At 41.5% G+C, this 25285-nt stretch carries 23 protein-coding genes; 22 read left to right on the forward strand and 1 reads right to left on the reverse strand.

Annotated elements, in window-relative coordinates:
* Nucleotides 1–105: 105 nt before the first annotated feature.
* The 17 genes from BMX30_RS05300 to spoVM all read left to right on the forward strand — a co-directional run bounded on the left by BMX30_RS05300 (nt 106) and on the right by spoVM (nt 18493).
* Nucleotides 106–2796: a calcium-translocating P-type ATPase, SERCA-type gene (locus BMX30_RS05300; protein ID WP_090741907.1), complete on the forward strand. Its 2691-nt coding sequence runs from the start codon at nt 106–108 to the stop codon at nt 2794–2796.
* Nucleotides 2797–2898: 102 nt separating this feature from the next.
* Nucleotides 2899–3774, forward strand: a complete 876-nt coding sequence (locus BMX30_RS05305) for a YicC/YloC family endoribonuclease (protein ID WP_090741909.1) — start codon at nt 2899–2901, stop codon at nt 3772–3774.
* A 56-nt stretch (nt 3775–3830) separates the two neighbouring features.
* Nucleotides 3831–4094: an extracellular matrix/biofilm regulator RemA gene (gene remA, locus BMX30_RS05310; protein ID WP_090741911.1), complete on the forward strand. Its 264-nt coding sequence runs from the start codon at nt 3831–3833 to the stop codon at nt 4092–4094.
* 10 nt (nt 4095–4104) lie between these two features.
* The gene (gene gmk / locus BMX30_RS05315) at nt 4105–4719 is read left to right on the forward strand and encodes a guanylate kinase (RefSeq protein ID WP_090741913.1); all 615 of its coding nucleotides are present in this window, start codon (nt 4105–4107) and stop codon (nt 4717–4719) included.
* Between the two features lies 1 nt (nt 4720).
* Nucleotides 4721–4948: a DNA-directed RNA polymerase subunit omega gene (gene rpoZ, locus BMX30_RS05320; RefSeq protein ID WP_090741915.1), complete on the forward strand. Its 228-nt coding sequence runs from the start codon at nt 4721–4723 to the stop codon at nt 4946–4948.
* Nucleotides 4949–5122: 174 nt separating this feature from the next.
* Nucleotides 5123–6334: a bifunctional phosphopantothenoylcysteine decarboxylase/phosphopantothenate--cysteine ligase CoaBC gene (gene coaBC / locus BMX30_RS05325; RefSeq protein ID WP_090741917.1), complete on the forward strand. Its 1212-nt coding sequence runs from the start codon at nt 5123–5125 to the stop codon at nt 6332–6334.
* Entirely contained in the window at nt 6331–8748 is a 2418-nt protein-coding gene (gene priA / locus BMX30_RS05330) for a primosomal protein N' (protein WP_090741919.1), read from the forward strand. Before coaBC ends, priA begins: the two co-directional genes overlap by 4 nt.
* A gap of 360 nt (nt 8749–9108) precedes the next feature.
* On the forward strand, nt 9109–9594 hold the full coding sequence (def, locus tag BMX30_RS05340) for a peptide deformylase (protein WP_090741921.1): 486 nt from the start codon (nt 9109–9111) through the stop codon (nt 9592–9594).
* Nucleotides 9591–10547 carry a methionyl-tRNA formyltransferase gene (gene fmt, locus BMX30_RS05345; protein WP_090741922.1) on the forward strand — a complete coding sequence of 319 codons (957 nt, stop codon included), beginning with the start codon at nt 9591–9593 and terminating at the stop codon, nt 10545–10547. The genes def and fmt overlap by 4 nt, the downstream gene beginning before the upstream one ends.
* Nucleotides 10537–11889, forward strand: a complete 1353-nt coding sequence (gene rsmB, locus BMX30_RS05350) for a 16S rRNA (cytosine(967)-C(5))-methyltransferase RsmB (RefSeq protein WP_090741924.1) — start codon at nt 10537–10539, stop codon at nt 11887–11889. Before fmt ends, rsmB begins: the two co-directional genes overlap by 11 nt.
* A 2-nt stretch (nt 11890–11891) precedes the next feature.
* On the forward strand, nt 11892–12992 hold the full coding sequence (gene rlmN / locus BMX30_RS05355) for a dual-specificity RNA methyltransferase RlmN (protein WP_090741926.1): 1101 nt from the start codon (nt 11892–11894) through the stop codon (nt 12990–12992).
* Entirely contained in the window at nt 12992–13741 is a 750-nt protein-coding gene (locus tag BMX30_RS05360; protein WP_090742708.1) for a Stp1/IreP family PP2C-type Ser/Thr phosphatase, read from the forward strand. Before rlmN ends, BMX30_RS05360 begins: the two co-directional genes overlap by 1 nt.
* A gap of 7 nt (nt 13742–13748) precedes the next feature.
* Nucleotides 13749–15725, forward strand: coding sequence for a Stk1 family PASTA domain-containing Ser/Thr kinase (gene pknB, locus BMX30_RS05365; RefSeq protein ID WP_090741928.1), 1977 nt, complete (start codon nt 13749–13751; stop codon nt 15723–15725).
* A gap of 122 nt (nt 15726–15847) precedes the next feature.
* A complete protein-coding gene (gene rsgA / locus BMX30_RS05370; RefSeq protein ID WP_090741930.1) occupies nt 15848–16729 on the forward strand; it encodes a ribosome small subunit-dependent GTPase A in 882 nt (293 codons plus the stop codon).
* 2 nt (nt 16730–16731) lie between these two features.
* Nucleotides 16732–17385, forward strand: a complete 654-nt coding sequence (gene rpe, locus BMX30_RS05375) for a ribulose-phosphate 3-epimerase (protein ID WP_090741932.1) — start codon at nt 16732–16734, stop codon at nt 17383–17385.
* A 279-nt stretch (nt 17386–17664) separates the two neighbouring features.
* Nucleotides 17665–18312: a thiamine diphosphokinase gene (locus BMX30_RS05380; RefSeq protein ID WP_090741934.1), complete on the forward strand. Its 648-nt coding sequence runs from the start codon at nt 17665–17667 to the stop codon at nt 18310–18312.
* A 100-nt stretch (nt 18313–18412) separates the two neighbouring features.
* The gene (gene spoVM, locus BMX30_RS05385) at nt 18413–18493 is read left to right on the forward strand and encodes a stage V sporulation protein SpoVM (RefSeq protein WP_034302035.1); all 81 of its coding nucleotides are present in this window, start codon (nt 18413–18415) and stop codon (nt 18491–18493) included.
* Nucleotides 18494–18853: 360 nt separating this feature from the next.
* On the opposite strand, the gene rpmB is transcribed toward spoVM, so the two are convergent.
* On the reverse strand, nt 18854–19042 hold the full coding sequence (gene rpmB / locus BMX30_RS05390; RefSeq protein ID WP_090741936.1) for a 50S ribosomal protein L28: 189 nt from the start codon (nt 19040–19042) through the stop codon (nt 18854–18856).
* Nucleotides 19043–19331: 289 nt separating this feature from the next.
* On the opposite strand from rpmB, the gene BMX30_RS05395 reads away from it, so the two are divergent.
* The 5 genes from BMX30_RS05395 to plsX all read left to right on the forward strand — a co-directional run bounded on the left by BMX30_RS05395 (nt 19332) and on the right by plsX (nt 25276).
* On the forward strand, nt 19332–19694 hold the full coding sequence (locus BMX30_RS05395) for an Asp23/Gls24 family envelope stress response protein (RefSeq protein WP_090741938.1): 363 nt from the start codon (nt 19332–19334) through the stop codon (nt 19692–19694).
* Nucleotides 19695–19730: 36 nt separating this feature from the next.
* Nucleotides 19731–21398 (forward strand): DAK2 domain-containing protein, encoded by a 1668-nt coding sequence (locus BMX30_RS05400; protein ID WP_090741940.1) that lies wholly within the window; start codon nt 19731–19733, stop codon nt 21396–21398.
* Nucleotides 21399–21524: 126 nt separating this feature from the next.
* Entirely contained in the window at nt 21525–23573 is a 2049-nt protein-coding gene (recG, locus tag BMX30_RS05405; protein WP_090742711.1) for an ATP-dependent DNA helicase RecG, read from the forward strand.
* Nucleotides 23574–23691: 118 nt separating this feature from the next.
* Nucleotides 23692–24267, forward strand: coding sequence for a transcription factor FapR (gene fapR / locus BMX30_RS05410; RefSeq protein WP_090741942.1), 576 nt, complete (start codon nt 23692–23694; stop codon nt 24265–24267).
* Nucleotides 24268–24274: 7 nt separating this feature from the next.
* Nucleotides 24275–25276 carry a phosphate acyltransferase PlsX gene (gene plsX / locus BMX30_RS05415; RefSeq protein ID WP_090741944.1) on the forward strand — a complete coding sequence of 334 codons (1002 nt, stop codon included), beginning with the start codon at nt 24275–24277 and terminating at the stop codon, nt 25274–25276.
* Nucleotides 25277–25285: the final 9 nt, after the last annotated feature.

Here is a 25285-nt window from a genome sequence, read left to right on the forward strand (position 1 = left end):
TCTTCTCTATCATCATAGCATTTTTTTGGACAGGGCTGAATAAGCTTTCACTAGAGTATTTACGACTGATATGAATGTCGCTGAAAGGGGAAGTGAGTTGGCCCGATGAAGTTCCATGAAATGAATGAAAGAGAAATAGTTGAAGTCCTAGACACTGATTTTACAGAAGGGCTTGCAGAAAGGGAAGTAATAAAGCGCCAAAAGCAGCACGGGCTAAATGCATTGGAGGAAGGCGAAAAGCCGTCTGCCTTACTGATTTTCTTTAATCAATTTAAAGATTTTATGGTTTTGGTCCTGCTTGGAGCTACTTTGATATCGGGGCTCCTAGGCGAAGTTGTTGATGCGATTGCCATTATTGCCATTGTTGTCATCAATGCGTTCCTCGGTTTTTTTCAGGAGCGAAAAGCAGAAAGATCACTCGATGCCCTCAAAGAGCTGTCCGCTCCTCAAGTAATGGTCCTTAGGGATGGCAAATGGGGGAAAGTTCTATCTAAGGATGTTGTACCAGGAGACATAATAAAATTCTCCAGTGGTGACCGTATTGGGGCAGATGTTCGATTAATTGAAGCAAAGAGCTTAGAAATCGAGGAGTCGGCTCTTACTGGTGAATCGGTACCAGTACAAAAACATACAGACGGTTTAAGAACTCCAAACCCTGGAATTGGGGATATGGAGAATATGGCCTTTATGGGTACGCTCGTGACAAGAGGAAATGGTGTCGGAGTTGTTGTAGCCACTGGAATGAAAACAGCAATGGGGCAAATTGCCGGATTACTGCAAAGTGCAGAAACGATGGAGACGCCATTACAACGTCGCCTCGAGCAGCTTGGGAAAATTTTAATTACCGTCGCCTTATTACTGACAGTTCTCGTGGTTGGGGTTGGGGTCTTACAGGGCCATGATCTCTATACAATGTTCCTAGCTGGGGTCTCGCTCGCGGTAGCAGCGATTCCTGAAGGTCTACCAGCAATTGTTACGGTTGCCTTGTCGCTTGGGGTCCAAAGAATGATTAAGCAAAAGGCCATTGTTCGTAAGCTTCCTGCCGTTGAAACGCTTGGCTGTGCATCCGTTATTTGTTCCGATAAAACAGGGACATTAACTCAAAATAAAATGACCGTTACCCACGCTTGGAGCGGAGGGAACACATGGACGGTCGATGGGGTTGGGTATAATCCAGTAGGGGAGTTTTATTCGGAAGGGAACCAAGTGAATCCAAATAGAGTAAAACCTCTTCAACAGCTCTTAACCTTTGGAATGCTTTGTAATCATGCGAATCTGATTGAAAAAAATAGTGAAAAGGTCATTGACGGGGATCCTACCGAAGGAGCGCTTTTGGTTTCCGCAATGAAAGCAGGTTTAACAAGGGAAGGCTTATCAAATCAGTTCGAAATTGTGAATGAATTTCCATTTGACTCACAGCGGAAGATGATGAGCATAGTCGTTAAGGATAAAAATGGTCGTCAGTTTATTGTCACAAAAGGAGCCCCGGATGTCCTAATTGGCCATAGCCAATCCATCCTGTGGGAAGATAAGCAGCAGCCGTTGACGAAAGAGATGTCACAAAAGGTTCAAGGTGCGATTGATGGATTAGCTGAAAAGGCTTTAAGGACGATTGCGATCGCGTATAAGCCGTTACCAGGAAATAATATCATTTTAAGTGAAAAAGAAGCAGAAAAAGATTTAACCTTTATCGGCCTGCAGGGGATGATTGACCCGCCAAGGCCAGAGGTGAAACAGGCTGTTAAAGAATGTCGTGACGCAGGGATAAAAACCGTCATGATTACCGGGGATCATCTGATTACCGCGAAAGCGATAGCTACTGAACTGGGGATTCTTACAAGAGGAAGTAAGGTCATGGACGGAGCAACTCTTTCTGGCCTAACGGTCGAAGAACTGGAAGATGTTGTGGATGAAGTAACAGTCTTTGCCCGTGTGTCTCCTGAACATAAGCTTAAAATTGTGAAGGCCCTTCAAAACAAGGGGCATATTGTTGCGATGACAGGGGATGGAGTCAATGACGCTCCAGCAATTAAAGCGGCAGATATTGGGGTTGCCATGGGGATTACGGGTACCGATGTGGCGAAAGAAGCGTCGTCTCTCGTCCTCCTCGATGATAATTTTGCAACCATTAAGGCAGCAATAAAAGAAGGAAGAAATATATATGAGAACATCAGGAAATTCGTTCGTTACCTTCTAGCTTCAAATGTTGGAGAAATTCTTGTCATGCTTTTTGCAATGCTACTTGCCTTGCCATTACCGCTAGTTCCGATCCAGATTCTTTGGGTGAACTTAGTAACAGATGGTTTGCCAGCGATGGCTCTTGGACTAGACCGACCTGAGGACAATGTGATGAAGCGTGGGCCACGACATCCAAAGGAAGGGGTATTTGCGAGAGGGCTTGGCTGGAAAGTCATCTCTAGAGGGTTCTTAATTGGGATTGCTACACTGATTGCGTTTATGACTGCATATCATAAAAATCCCGACGATCTTGCCTATGCTCAGACGGTTGCCTTTGCAACCCTTGTACTTGCACAATTGATACATGTCTTTGATTGTCGTAGTGAAAAATCAATTTTTGCACGGAATCCGTTCGGAAATAAATACTTAGTTTGGGCTGTCATTTCGTCTCTTGTCATGGTATTAGGTGTCATTTATTATCCACCACTTCAACCGATTTTCCACACGGTAAGCATTGTGCCAAAAGATTGGTTATTAATTATCGGAATGTCCGCTTTACCGACTTTTTTACTAGCTGGATCATTTTTAGCAAGTAAATCAAAGAAGAATATGATATAATCCGTAAGGTAATAGAGTTGTCTCTATTGCCTTTCTTTTTTGCTGTCTTCTTTCTAAAATAGAAATGGAGAGAGCGACACTAAGAGAATGGATGTGTTATGCATGGTCGTAAGTATGACCGGCTTTGGTCGAGGTAAGATGGAAGTGGGGCAATTCGGGGTGACTGTAGAAATTAAGACGGTCAACCATCGTTTTTGTGAGTTCCATATCCGAATGCCAAACCAGCTTTTAAAGATTGAAGCCAACTTGAAAAAAAACCTCGCCACACATATTAAGAGAGGAAGAGTTGAGGTTTTTGTGACGCTTGAAGGTCAAGCGGCTGTTAACCGAGGAGTCCACATTGATTGGGAGGTCCTTGATCAATTTTTCCACTACATAACTGAAATTAAGGATAGATATTCTTTAACCGGTGAGGTGACGCTCCAAGAGTTAGTCAGTCGGCAAGAGCTTATTCAAGTTGAAGAGAAAGAGGCTGCAAATGAAGAGTTAGAAACACTTGTGTTGCAAGCCGTTTCTCTAGCGAAGGAAGAGTTATTGCAGATGAGGCTTCTAGAGGGAAAGGCACTTGAAACGGATGTAAAAGCGAATATCCAACTTTTACAAGAGCGTGCACATAAAGTAAGACAATTTGCTCCTGTTGTTGTCGAACAATACCGTGATAGGTTGACGAAAAAAATGGCTGACTTTGTTGGTGGCCAATTAGATGAAACACGCATTTTAACAGAAGTAGCTGTTTTTGCTGATAAGGCGGATATAAATGAGGAACTTACAAGGCTTGAGAGTCATATAGAGCAATTCTTTAAAATTCTCCTTTTACAGGAACCGATTGGTCGGAAATTAGATTTCTTACTTCAAGAAATGAATCGAGAAATTAATACCATCGGCTCAAAGGCAAATGATTCAAAAATCGCTATGGAAGTAGTGGAAATGAAAAGTTTGCTTGAAAAGGTAAAAGAGCAGGTACAAAATATTGAGTAAAGTTTAGGAAGCCTCCTATAGGGGCAAAATAAAAGAATGATATTGGGGGAGCCATCATGGGGATTAAGCTTATAAATATCGGTTTTGGCAACATTGTTTCAGCCAACCGCATTATTTCAATTGTTAGTCCAGAATCAGCACCGATTAAACGGATTATCCAAGATGCCCGGGATAGGGGTTCATTAATTGATGCAACCTATGGAAGACGTACGCGGGCAGTGATAGTTATGGATAGTGATCATGTCATTTTATCTGCCGTACAGCCGGAAACGGTGGCAGCTCGATTAAATGACCGCGATGATATATTGGATGAAGGGTAGGATTTAATTAATGCAAGAAAAAGGATTATTGATCGTTCTTTCCGGACCATCAGGAGTTGGAAAAGGAACAGTCAGAAAAGAAATATTCTCCCAGCCGGATACTTCATTTGAATATTCTGTTTCCGCAACAACGAGGAAACCAAGGGAAGGCGAAGTCGATGGGGTCGATTATTTCTTCAAAACTAGGGAAGCGTTTGAAGAAATGATAGAGAACGATCAACTGCTTGAGTATGCAGAGTTTGTAGGTAATTATTATGGCACCCCCGTAGATTATGTAAGGAAAACATTGGATGAGGGAAAAGATGTCTTCTTAGAGATTGAAGTTCAGGGAGCCGGTCAAGTGAGAAAGAAGTTCCCAGAAGGACTTTTTATTTTCCTCGCACCACCAAGTCTGTCTGAACTCGAGAATCGAATTACCATAAGAGGGACAGAAACGGCCGAACTGATTCAATGTCGGATGAAAGCAGCTCGTGATGAGCTTGAAATGATGGAATTATACGATTATGTCGTTGAAAACGACCAAGTGGAACTAGCTTGTGAGCGTGTAAAATCGATTGTCGTTGCCGAACATTGTCGCAGGGAAAGAGTTCAATATCGTTATAAAAAAATGCTGGAGGTCGATTGATTTGTTAAATCCTTCTATTGATTCTTTGTTAACTAAGATTGATTCAAAATATTCATTAGTGTCTGTTGCAGCTAAGCGTGCAAGAAATATGCAATTGCAACAAAACCTACTCCTTGATAAATATGTCTCCCATAAATTTGTTGGCAAGGCGCTCGAGGAAATCGATGCTGATAAGCTACATTACCATACAACAGCTTCGGACCAGGATGCTTTATATGCAGCTAAATAACAACCTATTTTAGGTTGTTATTTTTTTATTGTTAGGAATTTATAATTTACGCTTTTGTTCTTTACACTAGAATTTAAGATTATTTTGTAAACGATTGGTTTTAATAGGTGAAAAAAACAGCTTGTTCAATCATAATAAAAATTAGAAATAGGCGAGCAAATTGGGGGGATTAGGATGCTGAACGGGAAGAAGATAGTGCTATGTGTGTCTGGGGGAATTGCGGTTTACAAAGCTGTGGCGCTTACGAGCAAATTAACGCAAGCAGGTGCTGAAGTAAAGGTTATTTTGAGCGAGTCGGCAGCCAAATTTGTTACACCTCTAACCTTTCAAGCGATGTCAAGGAATGAAGTATTTACTGATACATTTGATGAAAAAAATCCACAGGTTATTGCTCATATAGATTTAGCTGACTGGGCGGATTTAATTTTAGTTGCTCCAGCGACAGCCAATACAATTGGAAAGCTAGCTAATGGAATTGCTGACAATATGATAACGACAACAATCCTTGCTGCAACTTCGCCAGTTTGGATTGCTCCAGCGATGAATGTTCATATGTATGACCACCCAGCTGTCAAGAAAAACATGAGCCTACTAGCTGATTTTGGTTATGAATTCATTGAACCAGGTGAAGGTTATTTAGCGTGTGGATATGTTGGAAAAGGGAGATTAGAGGAGCCAGAAACAATTGTCTCATTGCTTCAAAATCGCTTCAGTGTTCCTAATAAACGTTTAAACGGGAAAACAATCGTGATTACGGCTGGCCCAACTAGAGAAAAAATTGATCCAGTGCGCTTTTTGACAAATCATTCAACAGGAAAAATGGGCTATGCGATTGCAACCGAAGCAAAGAAAATGGGGGCAAAAGTCTGCTTAATCAGCGGTCCCGTTGCTCTTACTCCGCCAGCTGGGATTGAAACGATACATGTTGAAAGTGCGGAAGACATGTACCACGCGGTGCTTGATAGATTTGAATCGGCCGATGTTGTTATTAAAACCGCAGCAGTAGCTGACTACCGCCCGAAAACCAGCTATGACAGTAAGGTGAAAAAACAAGAAGGCGGGCAAATGTTAGAGTTAGAGCGAACGAAGGATATCCTTTTAGAGCTTGGTCAAAGAAAAACTCATCAAGTGTTAGTTGGCTTTGCAGCAGAGACCAATGATGTCGAGGAGTATGCACGTAAGAAATTGGCTAAGAAAAACGCTGATATGATTGTCGCGAATAATGTAACACAAGCTGGTGCTGGGTTTGGGTTTGATACAAACATCGTTACAATCTTTAAACGGGATGGAAAAGTGACAGAATTGCCATTAATGACGAAAAATGAAGTGGCTACTCAATTGTTAACAGAGATTAGTCACGAACTTGAGAAGGACGAGCAGAAATGAAGATTGCTAGTGTGATTGTGGATGTACCAGCAAAACAAACAGATAAGACATTCGATTATCTAATTCCTCAACGATTAGAAAATGTTGTTGTCCCGGGAGTTCGAGTGAATGTCCCGTTTGGGCCCCGAAATATTCAAGGGTTTGTAACAGGTATAAAAACAGAATCAGATTTCAAAAAGCTCAAGGAAATTGTTGAACCACTGGATTTGACTCCAGTTCTAAATAAAGAGTTGCTTACACTTGGAGATTGGTTGACAGAGCATACGCTTTGTTATAAAATTTCGGCCTTTCAGGTGATGCTTCCGGCTGCTTTAAAAGCAAAGTATGAAAAGAAGGTTATTTTACCTGATGATCGTAAACGGAATGAGTTAGAAGAGGAAATTCAGACCCTGTTTAATGGGGCTACAGAAATAGGCTGGCAAGAGGTTGTTGATAACAATCTTGTTGCACTTTTGAAGAAAGAGTCAGATAGGGGCTTGGTTGAGGTTGTTTACCAAGTAAAAGACCGATTGCGAAAGAAGCGATTAAAGCATATTAAGGCCACTTTAAATCGATCCGAGTTGCAAGTGGAAATCGACTGTCTTACACCACAGGCAAAGGGACAAAAAGTGGTGCTCGAATATTTTTTAGAGAATCATGATGATCAAGTAGACATGCGAACCCTGCTTTCTGCAACAGGAGCTTCACAAGCAACAGTAAAAACATTGGTAAAAAAAGGTCTGCTTAGTGAAAAATATATTGAGGTTTATCGAGATCCCTATGGTGAACGGGAATTTGCGCATCATGAGCCGTTACCACTTACTAACGCTCAAGAACAAGTAATTACCCCGATTCTTTCATCGATTGAGGATGATCGTCATGAAGTTTTTTTGCTTTATGGAGTCACAGGGAGTGGAAAGACCGAAATCTATCTTCAATCGATTCAACGTGTACTTAATAAGGGAGAAGAAGCAATTGTTCTTGTACCTGAAATCTCGTTGACCCCACAGATGGTGAAACGATTTAAAGAACGGTTTGGGGATTTGGTAGCGGTGATGCACAGCGGACTCTCCGCTGGAGAAAAATACGATGAATGGCGGAAAATTCAGCGTCGAGAAGTAAAGGTAGTAGTGGGGGCACGTTCAGCCATTTTTGCTCCTTTTGAAAACCTTGGAATTATTATTATTGATGAAGAACATGAGACGAGCTATAAACAGGAGGAAAACCCACGCTATCATGCCAGAGATGTTGCGATTCAACGTGCATCGACCCATGGTTGTCCAGTCGTTCTTGGTAGTGCTACCCCTTCATTAGAGTCGTTCGCAAGGGCTCAGAAGGGAGTGTATACGCTCCTTAACCTTCCAAAACGTATGAATGAACAGCCACTGCCTACAGTCGATATTGTCGATATGAGGGAAGAACTACGTGAAGGCAATCGGTCCATGTTTTCCCGGAACCTGTTTGAAAAACTTCAAGACAGGTTAGAAAAAGGGGAACAAACGGTATTGTTTCTAAATAAAAGAGGCCATTCTTCATTTGTCATGTGTCGGGATTGTGGGTTTGTCGTCAACTGTCCAAACTGTGAAATTACGCTTACCTATCATCGTTTCCAGGACCTCATGAAGTGTCATTATTGCGGACATGAAGAAAAGGTCCCAACAACTTGCCCCGAATGCACAAGTGAACACATCCGATATTTTGGAACAGGGACACAAAAAGTGGAGGAAGAGTTAACGAAGCTTTTGCCAGAGGCCCGTGTGATTCGGATGGATGTCGATACCACTGGACGAAAAGGGTCCCACGAAAAGCTCTTGAATGCCTTTCAAGAGGGAGAAGCCGACATTTTACTAGGGACTCAAATGATTGCCAAGGGATTAGATTTCCCGAATATCACACTTGTTGGAGTTTTAAGCGCAGATACGATGCTCCATCTTCCTGACTTCCGGTCCTCGGAAAAAACGTTTCAGCTCCTAACTCAGGTGAGTGGAAGAGCCGGGCGACATGAGCTTCCAGGTGAAGTGGTGGTTCAGACGTATACTCCAGAGCATTACAGTATTGAATTAGCGGGTCCTCAAGATTATGATCGCTTCTATAATCAGGAGATGATGGCGAGAAAAGTCCATAAGTACCCACCTTTTTATTATCTTTCATTAGTAACAGTGAGTCATGAAGAATTAATGAAGGCTGTTTCCGTTACTGAAAAAATCACTCGATTTATCTCTTCTCGGCTTTCATCGGAGGCGGTTATTCTTGGCCCTGTAGCCTCGCCAATCCCAAGGATCAAAAATAGATATCGATATCAATGTCTGATAAAATACAAAAAGGAACCAGAACTAAGGACGTCATTAAAATCAATATTGGACCATTACCAGCAAGAAACAGCATCCGGAAGCCTGCAGATCTCAATGGATTTAAATCCTTATATTTTAATGTAAAGGTTGTTTTCTAAAAGGTTGAACAAGGAGAGGTTGATTTCCGCTCCAGGTGCTTGCTTTCCGCGGGGCGTGCGGTGAGCCTCCTCGTCGCTTGCGCTCCTGCGAGGTCTCACCTGTCCCGCTACTCCCGCAGGAGTCAAGCGCCTTCCGCTCCAATCAACCGGTTTCGTACAAAGTCTCAGACACAATAACAATGTAAAAACAAAAAACGCTTAGAAATGTACAAAAGACCTTTTTAATATAAAAAACTGAATCAGCGAATCATTACTAAATAACAACAAACAGCCAAAATAGTATGAGAACCACTAATTAAGTGGAAATATGTATATAACAAAGTAAAGAAATATTGGAGGAACAAAATTGACAGTAAGGAAGCTAGTAACCCATCCAGCGGATATTTTGGAGCAGGAGTGTAAACCTGTAACCGTTTTTGATAAGAAACTTGGAAAGCTTTTAGACGATATGTATGATACAATGATTGAATTTGATGGGGTTGGATTGGCTGCTCCACAGATTAATATTGATCAACAAATCGCGATCGTTGATGTCGATGATCAGCATGGAACGATTGAACTAATTAACCCAGAAATTCTCGAAACATCCGGAGAACAAACTGGCCCAGAAGGCTGTCTAAGCTTTCCGGGACTTTTTGGTGAAGTGACCCGCCCTTTCAAGGTCAAGGTCCGTGCGCACAATCGAAAAGGAAAAATATATGAGTTGGAGGCAGAGGACTTTCTTGCTAGAGCTATCCAACATGAAATTGACCATCTACATGGCATATTGTTCACTTCTAAAGTTAGCAAATACATAGATGAAAATGAGTTAGAGGAGTTGAACAAAGAATGACCAAAATTGTCTTTATGGGGACTCCAGACTTCTCCGTACCTGTACTAAAGCAGCTTATTGAAGATGGATATAACGTGGCAGCGGTAGTTACCCAGCCTGATCGGCCGGTAGGGCGAAAGAAGGTTTTAACTCCACCTCCAGTTAAAGTGGAGGCTTTGAATCAAGGGATTCCTGTTTTTCAACCAGAGAAAATTCGCCAGCAAGAGGAACTTGATCCAATTTTAGCCTTAGAGCCGGACCTTATCGTGACCGCTGCCTTTGGGCAGATCTTACCAAAGGCGTTGCTTGATGCTCCGAAACACGGCTGTATTAATGTACATGCTTCCTTACTACCGGAACTACGTGGTGGTGCACCTATCCATTATGCCATCATCAATGGCAAAGAGAAAACGGGCATTACGATTATGTATATGGCTGAGAAACTAGATGCTGGGGATATTTTAACCCAGGCAGAAGTAATCATTGAAGAAACAGATAATGTCGGGACACTTCATGACAAACTAAGCGCAGTGGGTGCTAATCTTCTATCCGAAACCGTACCTAAACTATTGAAGGGTGAGGTTACACCGGTTAAACAAAATGATGACGAGGCAACGTTTGCTTGGAATATTAAGCGTGAGCAAGAAAAAATTGATTGGACAAAATCGGGGGAAGCTATCTATAACCACATTCGTGGGATGAATCCTTGGCCAGTTGCTTACAGCACTCTTAACAAATCTGTTTTAAAAATCTGGAAAGCAGAAAAACTAGAAGTATCAGATACTGCCGAACCGGGAACCATCCTTTCGATTGAAGAAGATGGACTCGTGGTCGCCAGTGGCAATCAGATGGCCATTAAAATCACGGAGTTGCAACCATCTGGTAAGAAACGGATGGAGGCAGGGCAGTTTCTGCGTGGTGCTGGTTCCCAGATAGAAGCAGGAATGAAGTTAGGAGAGAGTTATGAAGGGTAAACGAAAAAATGTGAGAGAAGCCGTGCTTGATATTTTAGAATCCATTGAAAAAAATCAAGCTTACAGCAATCTTTTGCTAAATAATGCTATAGAAAAAAACAACATAGATCCAAAAGATATAGGGCTGCTTACGGAGCTTGTTTATGGGACGCTCCAGCGGAAATTGACTTTGGATTTTTACCTAAAACTATTTATTAAAGACAGTCGGAAGCTGGAAAACTGGGTTTTACAGCTACTCCGAATGACCTTATATCAGATGGTGTATCTTGATCGTATTCCGGACCGGGCGGCAATTTTTGAAGCGGTTGAAATTGCGAAGCGCCGTGGTCACAAAGGAATAGCTGGTGTTGTTAACGGTGTGTTACGTAGTGTGCAAAGAGAAGGTCTTCCCTCATTAGATACAATTAGCGACCCAGCCGAGCGACTGGCGATTGAAACGAGTCATCCGGAGTGGCTAGTCAAAAGATGGGTCCATCAGTTTGGACTTGATAAAACGAAAGAAATGTGTGAAATCAATCTTACCGCACCGATGCAAACGGCTAGGGTGAATTTGACGAGAGTCTCTGTTGAGGATTGCCTTGCCGCTTTAGAGGAGGAAGGCTTTGCGGTTGAGCCAAGTCCGATTCTTCCAGAAGCGATTAAATGCTTACGAGGAAATCTCGCCTCTTCAACAGCTTTCAAATATGGAATGTTAACGATTCAGGATGAAAGTTCTATGCTTGCAGCTCATGCCCTAGGTGTGGAAAAGGAGGAAAACATCCTCGATGCTTGTGCTGCCCCAGGTGGGAAATCCACTCATATTGCCGAGAGACTTGACGATTCAGGCAAGGTGATATCCTTAGACCTTCACGAACATAAAGTGAAATTAATTGGTCAAAATGCACAGCGGTTAGGACTTGATAATATCGACGCTAGAAAGCTTGATAGCCGCAGTGTTCAAGAACATTTTGAACCAGCTTCATTTGATCGAATTCTATTGGATGCACCCTGTTCAGGGCTAGGAGTTATGCGCAGGAAGCCGGATATGAAATATACAAAAAAAGAAGAAGATTTGACAAGGCTACAGGAAATTCAACTTTCACTGCTTGATGCTGTTGCTCCTTTGTTAAAAAAAGGTGGCACCCTTGTTTATAGTACTTGTACCCTTGACCGTTCGGAGAATCAAGAAACGGTTCAATTATTTTTAGAAAAGAATCCTGAATATACTGGGGATCGCGCGTTTCAGGAGAGAATGCCTGAAGCTGTCCGTCCTTTAATTGATGATTTCGAATTGCAAATCATGCCCCAGGACTTCGGGTCAGACGGATTTTATATTGCTTGCTTAAGAAGGAAGGTGGACTAAAAATGGAACAACCAGCTACAACAACATCGAAGAGGAAAACGACAGCTTATGAACCCGAAAAGCCTTCCATTTATTCACTTCAGCTAGATGAATTGAAGGAATGGCTAGTAACTCATGAAGACAAGGCCTTCCGTGCGGAACAAATCTTTGATTGGCTTTATAAGAAAAGAGCAACTTCCTTTGATGAAATGACCAATCTTTCTAAATCCCTTCGTGAAAAACTTGAAGAGAGCTTTATACTAACGACGCTAAGTACAATTATCCAGCAAACATCATCTGATGGAACCATTAAGTTTTTATTCGAACTTCAAGATGGGAAATCCATCGAGACCGTTCTAATGAGACATGAATACGGCAATTCTGTTTGTGTCACAACCCAAGTAGGGTGTCGAATTGGTTGTACATTTTGTGCATCCACACTTGGCGGCCTGAAAAGAAATCTAGAAGCTGGTGAAATTGTTGCTCAAGTTGTAAAAGTTCAACAAGCACTAGATGAAACGGACGAACGTGTAAGTTCTGTGGTTATCATGGGAATTGGAGAACCGTTTGACAATTACGATCACATGATGTCTTTCCTAAAAATTATTAACCATGATAAAGGGTTAAATATTGGGGCAAGACATATTACCGTATCAACAAGTGGAATCATCCCTAAGATCTATCAGTTTGCCGATGAAAATATGCAAATCAATTTTGCAATTTCCCTTCATGCACCTAACAATGAAATTCGTAGCAGCCTTATGCCAATCAATCGGGCTTATAAGCTTCCAGACCTCATGGAGGCAATTAAGTATTATATTGAAAAGACAGGCAGAAGGATTTCCTTTGAATACGGCTTATTTGGCGGAGTAAATGATCAGGTGGAACATGCAGAAGAACTAGCTAAGTTAGTTAAAGGTATAAAATGTCATATAAATTTAATTCCAGTCAATTATGTACCAGAACGGGACTATGTTCGAACTCCAAAAGCTCAGATTTTCAAATTTGAAAAGACATTGAAAGAGCGTGGAGTGAATGTAACAATACGAAGGGAACAAGGTCATGATATTGACGCAGCCTGTGGGCAACTAAGGGCGAAGGAACGGAAGGAAGAGACGACATGATGAACGCTGTTTTTATGACAGATAAGGGGAAAGTTCGCATCCATAATGAAGATAATGGTGGGATTTTCATCAACCAGGACGGTCAGCACCTTGCCATCGTAGCAGATGGCATGGGTGGCCATCGTGCTGGAGACGTGGCTAGTGAAATGACCATCAATTCATTAAAAGATGAATGGGAAAAAACGGAGAAGATTGAGACCGCGGAAGCAGCGAAGGAATGGCTAACGACCAAGATTCTACATGTGAATAAGCTTGTTTTTGAACATTCTAAACAAAATACAGATTGTGAAGGAATGGGGACAACTGTTGTCGCTGCTATCTGTACAGATTTGTTTGCAACTGTTGCCAATATTGGTGATAGTAGAGGATATATTTTAAATGAAGTAGGCTTTCAGCAATTGACAGAAGACCATTCTCTTGTCAATGAATTGGTACGTTCTGGCCAAATTTCGAAGGAAGACGCTGAGCATCATCCTCGTAAAAATGTTCTTACAAGAGCATTGGGAACCGAGGAAACAGTAGCAATGGATACGAAAACGATTATGTTTGAGGAAGGTGACTTTCTATTACTATGTTCGGATGGCTTATCGAACAAAGTCACGGAAGACGAATTGAAAAGCGCCCTCACTCATAATGAAAGTTTAGAAGATAAAGCAACTGGGCTAATCACACTTGCTAACGAGAATGGCGGAGAGGATAATATCACGCTCGTAATTGTGTACTATTCCAACGTCTCAGAAGGCAGGTGAGCACACAATGATTGGGAAAATTATAAGTGGACGATATAAAGTTCTAAATGTTATTGGTGGCGGGGGCATGGCGAATGTCTATCTTGCCCATGATAAGATCCTTGACCGGGATGTTGCCGTTAAAATGCTTAGACTTGATTTTGCTAACGATGATGAGTTCATCCGAAGGTTCCATCGCGAGGCACAATCTGCAACAAGTCTTGCTCATCCAAATATCGTCTCTATTTATGATGTTGGAGAAGAGGCAGATTTATACTATATAGTTATGGAGTATGTTAGCGGGCAAACATTGAAACAATACATACAGCAGAATGCACCTGTCCAAGTCGACAAGGCATTAGACATCATGAAACAACTTACCTCGGCGATTGCCCATGCTCATCAAAATCAAATCATTCATAGAGATATAAAGCCACATAATATTTTAATCGACGATAATGGAAATGTGAAAATTACTGATTTCGGGATTGCGATGGCCTTGAGTGCAACTAGTATTACCCAAACAAATTCGGTCCTAGGGTCCGTTCATTATTTATCGCCAGAACAGGCAAGGGGTGGGATGGCGAATAATAAGTCCGATATCTATTCACTCGGCATTGTTATGTTTGAGCTCTTAACCGGACGTCTTCCCTTCTCAGGGGAATCGGCGGTTTCCATTGCCCTTAAGCATCTGCAATCAGAAACACCATCATTGAAGAGATGGAATCCAACCATCCCTCAAAGTGTTGAAAATATCGTCCTAAAAGCTACCGCAAAGGATCCTTTCCATCGTTATAATGATGTGTATGAAATGGAACAAGATTTAGAGACGTCGCTAAATCCTGAACGCCTAAAGGAGAGTAAGTTTGCCATCCCTGAGGATAGTGAAGCAACGAAAGCCATCCCAGTCATAACTGATGAGCGACCTTATCGAAACCTTGATGAGACAATGGTCCATGGGGAGCAAAATTCTCAACAAGAACAAATGGAAAATGTGAAGAAAAAGGGTAAAAAGAAACCTGTTAAAAAGAAACGGAAGAAATGGCCAATTGTTTTGACATCCATTTTTGCGCTTCTAGTTTTAGCTGGATTCTTGCTAGTTGTAATGGGACCTGAATGGTTTGGTCCTAAAGAAGTAGCTGTTCCAGAAGTAGAAGGGCAGGAGCTTGATGATGCAATAACGGATCTTTTATCTGCTGGATTTGTTATTGGGGATAAAAAAGAAATCAATGATGACAATATTGAGGAAGGTTTGATCATCCGAACGAATCCAAAAGCTGGGAAAGTGGTAAAAGAGGGAACCGAAATTGATCTTTATATTAGTCTTGGTAAGGAACGCTTTGAGCTTTCTGATTATCGAGGTAGGATGTATGATGAGACTGTCCGCAGGCTTGAAAGTCATAATTTCAAGGATATTATTCCCATTCAAGAGTTTGATGAAAGTGAGCCAGGAACCATTCTTGAACAAAATCCTGACGAAGGGGAATCAGTTGTTCCTAGTGAAACCATTCTTGAGTTTACAATAAGTAAAGGTCCTGAAATAAAACGAGTGACTCTAACAGATTTAACGGGGTTTAATGCTAAGGGTCTTAATGATTACGCGAAAAGTCACGGTTTAAACATTGAACCTACTCAAGAATTCCATGAAACGGTTGAAGAAGGTTTAGTGATTTCACAGGAGCCTAAAGCGGGTATTGAATTAGAAGAAGGTAGCACAGTTAAGGTAGTTATCTCCAAGGGGAAAGAAGAACTGCCTCCTAGGACGGTTACCAAGGAAATAGCGATTCTCTATGATGAAAGTTTAGAAGAAGGACAACCACAGGTTGTTAGGATTTACATTGAAGATATGAATAGATCTGGATTCGTTGAAGAATTTGAGATTACGCAGACAACCAATAAAACATTATCCTTCACAATCGCTCCTGGTGGAAAAGCTTATTTTAGGGTAGAAAGAGAAGGTTCGGTCGTTGAAGAGGATGAGGTTCTTTACCCGGCAAATGATTAGTGCTGAAGTTAATTAGTTCGTAGAAATTCATGACGGGCGATGGAACACCCCCAAATCTCTTGTTCAAAAAGATTCAAAGGGTAGATGTCCTAAAACAAAAAAGTTTCAAAAGGAGTAATGCTATGCCGCAGGGCAAAATTATCAAGGCGTTAAGCGGGTTCTATTATGTTTTTGGAGAGGAAGGAACCGTACAGTGCCGTGGGCGGGGGATCTTTAGAAAAAATAAAATAACCCCTCTCGTAGGCGATGAGGTCGTTTACCAGGCGGAAAATAAAACAGATGGCTATATTATGGAGGTAAAAGATAGGAAGAATGAACTAGTACGACCGCCTATTGCCAATGTTGATCAAGCCATTCTCGTCTTTTCTGCGGTTGAACCTGAGTTTAGTACGACCCTTCTTGATCGGTTTCTTGTTTTGGTGGAATACAACCATATTCAACCGTTAATTTGTATTACAAAGGTTGATCTTATGAAGGAAGGATTCAGCAAACTAGAACAATATGCTGTAGAGTACCGAAAAGCAGGGTATGAAGTCATCTTTACCTCTTCTGAAACAACCGAGGGACTTGAGGAACTTTCACCTTATCTTGAGGGGAAAATTTCCGTATTTGCTGGTCAATCAGGGGTAGGAAAATCTTCACTTCTCAATGCATTAAGACCAGAGTTAGATTTAAAAACAAGTGACATTTCTCAACATCTAGGTCGTGGTCGTCATACGACTCGTCATGTCGAGTTAATTAAAATTGGGGACAATGGTCTGGTTGCGGATACTCCTGGTTTCAGTTCACTAGAGTTCACGGAGATTGATCCTCCTGAATTGACGTATTGTTTCCCAGAAATTGCTCGGTTGAGTGAGGACTGCAAGTTTCGGGAATGTCTCCATGTTTCAGAGCCTAAGTGTGCAGTAAAAGCAGCAGTAGAAGCTGAGGAACTCCCTGCTTACCGTTATAAACACTATAAAGATTTTTTACAAGAAATTAAAGATAGAAAGCCGAGGTATTAGGTATGGTGAAAATTGCACCTTCGATTTTATCAGCTGATTTTTCACGGCTGGGTGAAGAAATCAAGGATGTTGAACGGGGAGGGGCAGATTACATTCATGTTGATGTCATGGATGGACATTTTGTTCCGAATATTACCATTGGTCCTTTGATCGTTGAAGCGATTCGTCCAGTTACAAAATTGCCACTCGATGTTCATTTAATGATTGAAAACCCTGACCAATATATTGAAGCGTTCGCTAAGGCAGGCGCAGATTACATTACTGTACACGTTGAAGCAAGCCGTCACCTGCACAGGACCATTCACCATATAAAGTCATTGGGAGTAAAAGCTGGGGTTGTCTTAAACCCAGCAACGCCGGTTGACTCAATCAAACATATCATCGAAGACCTTGATATGGTCCTGTTAATGACGGTAAATCCTGGATTCGGCGGCCAAAAGTTCATTCATTCTGTCTTGCCTAAAATCAAACAGGTGAAAGAGATGGCTATGATGCATAATCCTGAACTAGAGATCGAAGTTGATGGTGGGGTAAATACTGAAACGTCCAAGCTATGCATTGATGCAGGAGCAACTGTGTTAGTTGCAGGATCGGCTGTCTATAACGAGCAGGATAGAGGGCGAGCAATAGCTGCATTAAAAGGAATTGAAGTGTAACAAAAAAACATAATACTTATTGGCGTGAATTCACATAGTTAATTCACGCCTTGTTTTTGTTGATTTGTATTATTTTACATAACAGACGACTGAAGGGGAATTGTCTTTAGGCTTATGAGATGAAAACTCCCAGAAATCGAAGCGAAATCATCTTCATCAGGCTTATGAAAATGAAAACTAGTCAAGAATTGAAGCAAAACCATCATCATCGGGGGTATGACCTGAACTCGACAAGATTTTTACTTTTAATACATTCTCCACAAGCAAGGGGTGTTTCCAATGATTATTAATATACTAGGTGGTGGACCAGCTAACTACCATCCCGATCTCAAGGAATTCGATAGCGGAGATTCCTGGTGGTTAGGTGTGGATAAGGGGGTCTTTACGCTGTTAGCTACAGGCATTAAGCCCGATTATGCCTTTGGTGACTTCGATTCCGTTACGGATGAAGAGTGGATGAGGATAAAAAGAGAGGTTTCGAACCTTCACACGTTTAAGCCTGAAAAAGACGAAACGGACATGGAACTGGCACTAGATTGGGCATTAACTAAAGGACCCGAGAAAATTCGCATTTTTGGAGGAACGGGAGGCAGGCTTGACCATTTTTTAGGAAACGTACAAATACTTTTAAAGGCAGAGCTGAATGGGTTATCTACACAAATTGAAATGATTGACCGTCAAAATCAGCTTTTTGTAAAAGGCCCTGGAAGCCACACAGTTGAGAAAATGGCTAATCTAAAATATATTTCCTTCGTTCCTGTCACTCCTCTAGTTAAGGGTTTGACCCTCGAACAGTTTAAATATCCCTTGAACAATTGTCATATTTCTTTGGGATCCACACTATGTATAAGTAATGAACTAGTAAGTGATTTTGGTACTTTTTCATTCACAGAAGGCATAGTATTGGTGATAAGAAGCAATGATTGAAATGTCTTCTGCTTTAAGCAATTATTTCATTTTCCTGAATATAATGTAAAGGCGAAAATTTCTTCGGCTCAGGTTTTCAAGGACAGTGAGGAGGGACAGAATGAAATTTTATACAATTAAATTGCCAAAAGTGTTGGGTGGCCTTGTCAAGGCAATGCTTGGTGCATTTAAAAAGGGTTAATAGACAAAAGATTACATTCAAATGGAGCACCCGAATAAAGCGGGTGCTTTATTTTTAATAAGATTGTTGTCACAATCCTGAGGCCGAATTTAACGTGCGAGAACGATATTTTGTACGTTTAAAATTAAATTTGCAAGCTCTTTTCTCATAATTAGTGGCTGTTTTCTGTAAAAAGATAACCCATGGCACTAAGTATTCAGCTTAAACTTAAAGTTTGAGAAAAGAGCCTTTAATAAAGGTAATGACTGGCAATCGCTTAGTTTAGTTTTGGAATTAAAGATCAATAAAAAAACACCCAGCGAAGGGTGCTTTTTTGATGTCTAGCTTTAGCGACGGCCCTAGAGGCTGTGCTTCTACTTATTATACGCGTTCAACTTTACCTGATTTTAAAGCTCTTGCAGATACCCAAACACGCTTAGGTTTACCATTAACAAGAATGCGAACTTTTTGAAGGTTTGCGCCCCATGTACGCTTGTTTGCGTTCATAGCGTGGGAACGTGCGTTACCTGAACGAGTACCTTTACCTGTTACAACACATTTACGTGGCATGTTTATTTCCCTCCTAACTTACACAAGCTAATACTATTTCGATGCAAGAATGCATTTTTTTCGTCAGAACAGCTAAAAGGAATTTCTGACAGTCAAACATACTTTAATAATTTATCATACAACTTTTTGGAATGCAATACTATTATCGAAGGATATCAAGAAAAAAACCTTGACATAGAAGCTGTATTCCTGCTCTATAATAAGATGGGGGCATAATAACTTTTAAATTTATTGCGCTTATAGTAAAATAATTGTAGTCTATAGCAATTTTCCAAAAGGGGGAACGACCATGTCCATTGAATTGCAAACAAAATACGGACAAATTGATATTTCTAATGATGTGATTGCTACAATTGCAGGTGGTGCCGCGGTAGATTGTTACGGTATTATCGGAATGGCTTCAAAACATCAGCTAAAAGACGGAATTGCTGAAATGCTTCGCAGAGAAAATTTTTCACGCGGGGTAGTCGTTCGCCAGGAAAACGAGGAAGTACATATCGATATGTATATTATTGTAAGTTATGGAACGAAAATTTCTGAAGTAGCCCATCAAGTACAATCGAAAGTGAAGTATACGCTTAACCAAACGGTTGGACTCGCGGTAGATTCGGTTAATATTTACGTTCAAGGAGTTCGCGTAACGAACCCGTAAGTTCGCGTAACGAACCCCAGTGAGGAGGAAAGATTAGTGTCAATTACAGTTTTAGATGGGAAACGTTTTGCAGAAATGGTTATTCAAGGTGCCAATCATCTTTCAGCAAATGCAAAGATGGTGGATGCCTTAAACGTTTTCCCCGTTCCTGATGGCGATACCGGAACAAACATGAATCTATCAATGACATCTGGTGCCAAGGAAGTAAAAAATAATGTTCAGGAACATATCGGCAAGGTAGGAATTGCCCTTTCAAGAGGTCTTTTAATGGGGGCTAGAGGAAACTCTGGAGTTATCCTATCTCAGTTGTTCCGAGGGTTTTCCAAAGCGATTGAACAAAAGCAAACAATCTCCGCTAAGGAATTTGCTCTAGCTCTTGAGGCTGGAGTGACAACGGCTTATAAAGCAGTTATGAAGCCGGTTGAGGGTACGATTTTAACGGTGGCAAAAGATGCTGCCAAAAAAGGCGTACAAGTGGCGAAAAATCAAGAGGATATTATCCTTTTAATGGAAGAAGTTCTAAAGGAAGCTCGTGCATCGTTAGAGCGAACTCCTGATTTGTTGCCTGTCCTTAAAGAAGTGGGCGTGGTAGATAGTGGTGGAAAAGGTCTTGTCATCGTGTATGAAGGATTCCTTGCCGTCTTAAAAGGGGAGGCACTTCCTGAATCTCCATCCGTCATTGATACAATGGATGATATGGTTCATGCGGAACATCACAAAAGTGTTCAAGGTCATATCAACACGGAAGATATTGAGTTTGGCTATTGTACAGAATTTATGGTTAAGCTCGAAGGCAAGAGACCATTTACTGAAGATGACTTCCGTCTAGATCTAAGTGAATATGGGGATTCTCTTCTTGTGATTTCTGATGATCAAGTGGCAAAAATTCATGTTCATACTGAACGCCCAGGTGAAGTATTAACTTATGGGCAAACTTACGGTAGTCTCATTTCGATGAAAATCGAAAATATGCGCCAGCAGCACACGGATATAGTCGGAGAAGCGCCGAAAGCACCAAAAGAAACAAAGCCTGTTTCCAAGGAGAAAAAAGAGTACGGAGTTGTCACGGTTTCCATGGGTGCCGGAATTGGCAATTTGTTCAGAAGCATCGGAGCGAATGTAGTCATTGAGGGCGGACAAACAATGAATCCAAGCACGGAGGATATTGTTAAGGCTGTTAAGGAAGTTCATGCCCGTAAAGTGATTATTCTACCTAATAATAAGAATATTATTATGGCAGCGGAACAAGCGGCTGAATTAGCAGAGGAAGACGTTCTTGTGATTCCTTCTAAAACGGTACCACAGGGGATGTCTGCTCTATTAGCCTTTAATCCAGGTGAAGACTTGGCAGGGAATGAAGCTGGAATGAACGAGGCCATGCAACAGGTGAAAACTGGACAATTAACCTATGCTGTACGCGATACTAGCATTGATGGCTTGGAAATAGAGACAGGCGATTTCATGGGAATCTCTGAAGGGAAGATTGTTTTAAAGGACAAAGATAGAGTTCATGCTGCAACAGCCCTTTTAGAAAACATGCTTACTGATGATGATGAAATTCTCACGATTCTTAAGGGTGAAGACGCTACTCAAGAAGATGTCGAAAAACTAATAGAGTTCGTAGGAAAGAAGTTTGAAGATGTAGAAGTGGAAGTCCATGATGGAGGACAGCCGCTATATCCATTCATTTTTGCGATTGAATAGAAGGGGATCCCCCTTCTATTTCTTATTTTCAGGATAATAAAATTGGAGAAATCGGCAAGGAGGGTTTGTGGTACCGAACCGGAAAACGGAGACGGAGAGAAAATTTCGGCTACCGCAAAAGATATCGTGAGTGATTTATTAAACCAATCTGTCACAGCTGTAAAGGGTATTGGTGCTGAAATGGCCACAGGGCTTGCAGATATGAATATCCTAACGATAAAAGATTTGCTCGAACATTTCCCTTACCGCTATGAGGACTACCGCCTTCGCGATTTGGCAGAGGTGAAGCATGAAGAAAGAGTAACCGTAGAAGGTGTCGTTCACGGCGAACCCTCCCTTATGTACCATGGGCGAAAAAAATCCCGACTAACGGTAAGGATTCTTGTGGACCGCTATTTAATTAAGGTTGTTTTTTTTAATCAGCCATATTTAAAACAGAAAATCATTGTGAATGAAACAATCACAGTAACTGGCAAATGGGATCAGCATCGACAAACAATAACTGGAACATCGATGACCGTTGGGGGTTATTCAAAAGACAAGGAGTTTGAACCGGTCTACGCCGTTAAGGGGAAGGTGACTGTGAAAGTCATCCGAAGACTGATTCAAAATGGTTTTACGCAGTATGGCCACGAGATTGATGAGATTCTTCCGGGAGAGCTTGTGCAGCGCTACAAGCTGATGCAAAGAAGGGATGCCTTGAAGGTGATGCACTTTCCGTCAGGTGCAGAGGATGTCAAACAAGCGCGAAGAAGGTTTGTATACGAAGAGTTCCTTCAGTTCCAATTGAAGATGCAAGCCTTAAGAAAGTTTGAGCGGGAGCAGTCGCCTGGGATTCTTGTGAATTATGAACTTGCTAAGGTAAAAGAGTTTATTGAGGGTCTACCCTTTCCGTTAACGAATGCTCAAAAGAGAGTGGTTAATGAAATACTTGCTGATATGAAATCAGCCTACCGCATGAATCGCCTTCTTCAAGGTGATGTTGGGTCAGGGAAAACAGTTGTCGCGGCTATTGCTCTGTACTCAGCGATTACTGCTGGTTTCCAAGGGGCTTTAATGGTGCCAACTGAGATCCTTGCAGAACAGCATCACGAATCTTTAACAAGTTTGCTTTCACCTCTTGGTGTCCAGTGTCGTCTTTTGACAAGTTCGGTCAAGGGAAAGCGTCGTCGCGAAATTTTAGGGGAGTTACAGGACGGGACAATCGATGTGTTAATTGGTACTCATGCGCTTATTCAGGATGAAGTCAGCTTTCAAAGGTTGGGGCTTGTTATCACTGATGAACAGCATCGTTTTGGTGTTGAACAACGACGGGTTCTCCGTGAGAAAGGAGAAAATCCTGATGTTTTATTCATGACAGCCACACCAATCCCAAGAACCTTGGCAATCACTGTTTTTGGTGAAATGGATGTCTCAATCATTGACGAATTGCCTGCGGGTCGGAAGACGATTGAAACGTATTGGGCTAAACATGACATGCTTGATCGAGTGCTTAGTTTTATGGAAAAAGAATTAGTACAGGGAAGACAGGCTTATGTGATTTGCCCGCTCATTGAGGAATCAGAAAAGCTTGACTATCAGAATGCAGTTGATGTGTATAATACGTTAAACGTTTATTTTGGTTCGAGATACAAAGTAGGTTTGATGCATGGGCGTCTTAGTTCAGCTGAAAAAGAAGAGGTTATGCAGGAGTTTACTGCCAATCAGGCTCAGGTACTTGTTTCAACAACGGTTGTTGAAGTTGGGGTAAATGTACCGAATGCTACGTTTATGCTAATTTATGATGCTGAACGCTTTGGTCTTTCGCAGTTGCATCAGTTGCGTGGGCGAGTTGGAAGAGGAAGTGAACAAAGTTATTGCATTTTGCTAGCCGACCCGAAGAACGAGGTAGGGAAGGAACGAATGAAGATTATGACGGATACAAATGATGGATTTGTTTTAAGTGAAAAGGATCTAGAGCTTCGTGGCCCAGGTGATTTTTTTGGTAAAAAGCAAAGCGGCATGCCTGAATTTAAAGTTGCTGACATGGTCCATGATTACCGCGCACTTGAAACGGCGAGAAATGACGCAGCCATCCTTGTTCAGTCAGAAGCCTTTTGGCAGAGTGAAAATTACCAAAGCTTAAGGAAATATATACAAGATAGTGGTGTGCTTTCTGGTGAGAAACTAAATTAAAGTTATCCTTTGGCAGACGCAAGAGAAAAACTGCTCTTACATTTCTACTTGCAATCTGCCTTTCTTTTATTTATATTACTATTAGGACCTAGTCATAATACTGCGGAAGTGATGATTGATGAGACGAAATAAACGTGAGCGGCAACAGATGCTAGTTGATACGATTGCAGAGAACCCGTTCATTACAGACGAAGATTTAGCAGAGTTTTTTGGTGTAAGTATTCAAACGATAAGGCTTGACCGACTTGAACTTTCCATTCCCGAATTACGTGAGCGAATCAAACACGTAGCGGAAAAACGTTTTGAAGATGAAGTTCGATCTTTACCACTTGAGGAAGTAATCGGTGAAATAATTGATATAGATTTGGATAGTAGTGCCATCTCATTATTAGATATTAAAAAAGAACATGTCTTTATTCGAAATAAAATTGCTCGTGGTCACCATCTATTTGCTCAGGCGAATTCTCTGGCTGTTGCGGTGATTAATGATGAGCTTGCGCTAACAGCGAAAGCAAACATCCAGTTTACTCAGTCGGTTAAGGAAGAGGACCGTGTGATTGCCAAGGCGAAAGTAACGAAGATTGATGAACTGACGGGAAGAACGTTTATTGAAGTCAATAGTTATGTGAATAACGAACTTGTTTTTAAAGGTGACTTTGAAATGTATCGTTCGCAAAAAAATACTAAAGGATGAAGCACAAATGAGAATAGCAGTTGATGCAATGGGTGGCGACAACGCACCGAAAGAAATCGTCCTTGGAGCTATGAAGGCTGTACAAGCCTATAAAGACTTACATATCATCCTCATCGGAGATGAAAGCCAGATACGCGAACATCTTTCCAATGAGGAGAGAATTGAAATAATCCATACTGAAGAAGTTATTCTTGCAACGGATGAGCCGGTACGTGCCGTACGTCGAAAAAAGGATGCTTCAATGGTAATAGCTGCAAGGAAAGTGACAGAGGGAGAAGCGGATGCCTGTCTTTCTGCCGGAAATACCGGAGCACTAATGGCAGCAGGACTCTTTGTGGTTGGTCGAATAGACGGAATTGAACGTCCAGCGCTTGCCCCTACATTACCAACGATTGGTGGCGAAGGGTTTCTTCTCTTAGATGTAGGAGCAAATGCAGACGCAAAACCAGAACATCTTTTGCAATACGCAATTATGGGTTCGATCTATAGTGAAAAGGCCAGAGGGATAACTAGCCCAAGAGTTGGCTTGCTAAATATTGGGTCTGAGGAAAAAAAGGGAAATGAGTTAACAAAAAACACCTATTCGCTCCTTAAAGAGGCAAACATTAACTTCGTAGGAAATGTTGAGGCCAGGGATTTACTCGAAGGTGCTGCTGATGTTGTCGTAACAGATGGTTTTACTGGAAACATGGTGTTAAAGACAATCGAAGGTACGGCGATGTCTGTGTTCAAAATGCTAAAACAGACACTAATGTCTAGTATGAAAACAAAGCTGGCGGCGGCGGTTCTGAAGCCGGACCTAGCAACCATCAAAGGGAAAATGGATTACACGGAATATGGGGGAGCAGGATTGTTTGGTCTTAAGGCCCCTGTTATCAAGGCACATGGTTCATCGGATGCAAATGCTATTTACAATTCAATTCGTCAAGCGCGAGAGATGGTTGCAAATGATGTCGCTGGAACAATTAAAAAAGCGATTGAACAGTATGATTCACAAACCCAAAAATGATAATTAGGG

This window comes from Mesobacillus persicus (genome assembly GCF_900109925.1).
Lineage (GTDB): Bacteria > Bacillota > Bacilli > Bacillales > Cytobacillaceae > Mesobacillus_B > Mesobacillus_B persicus.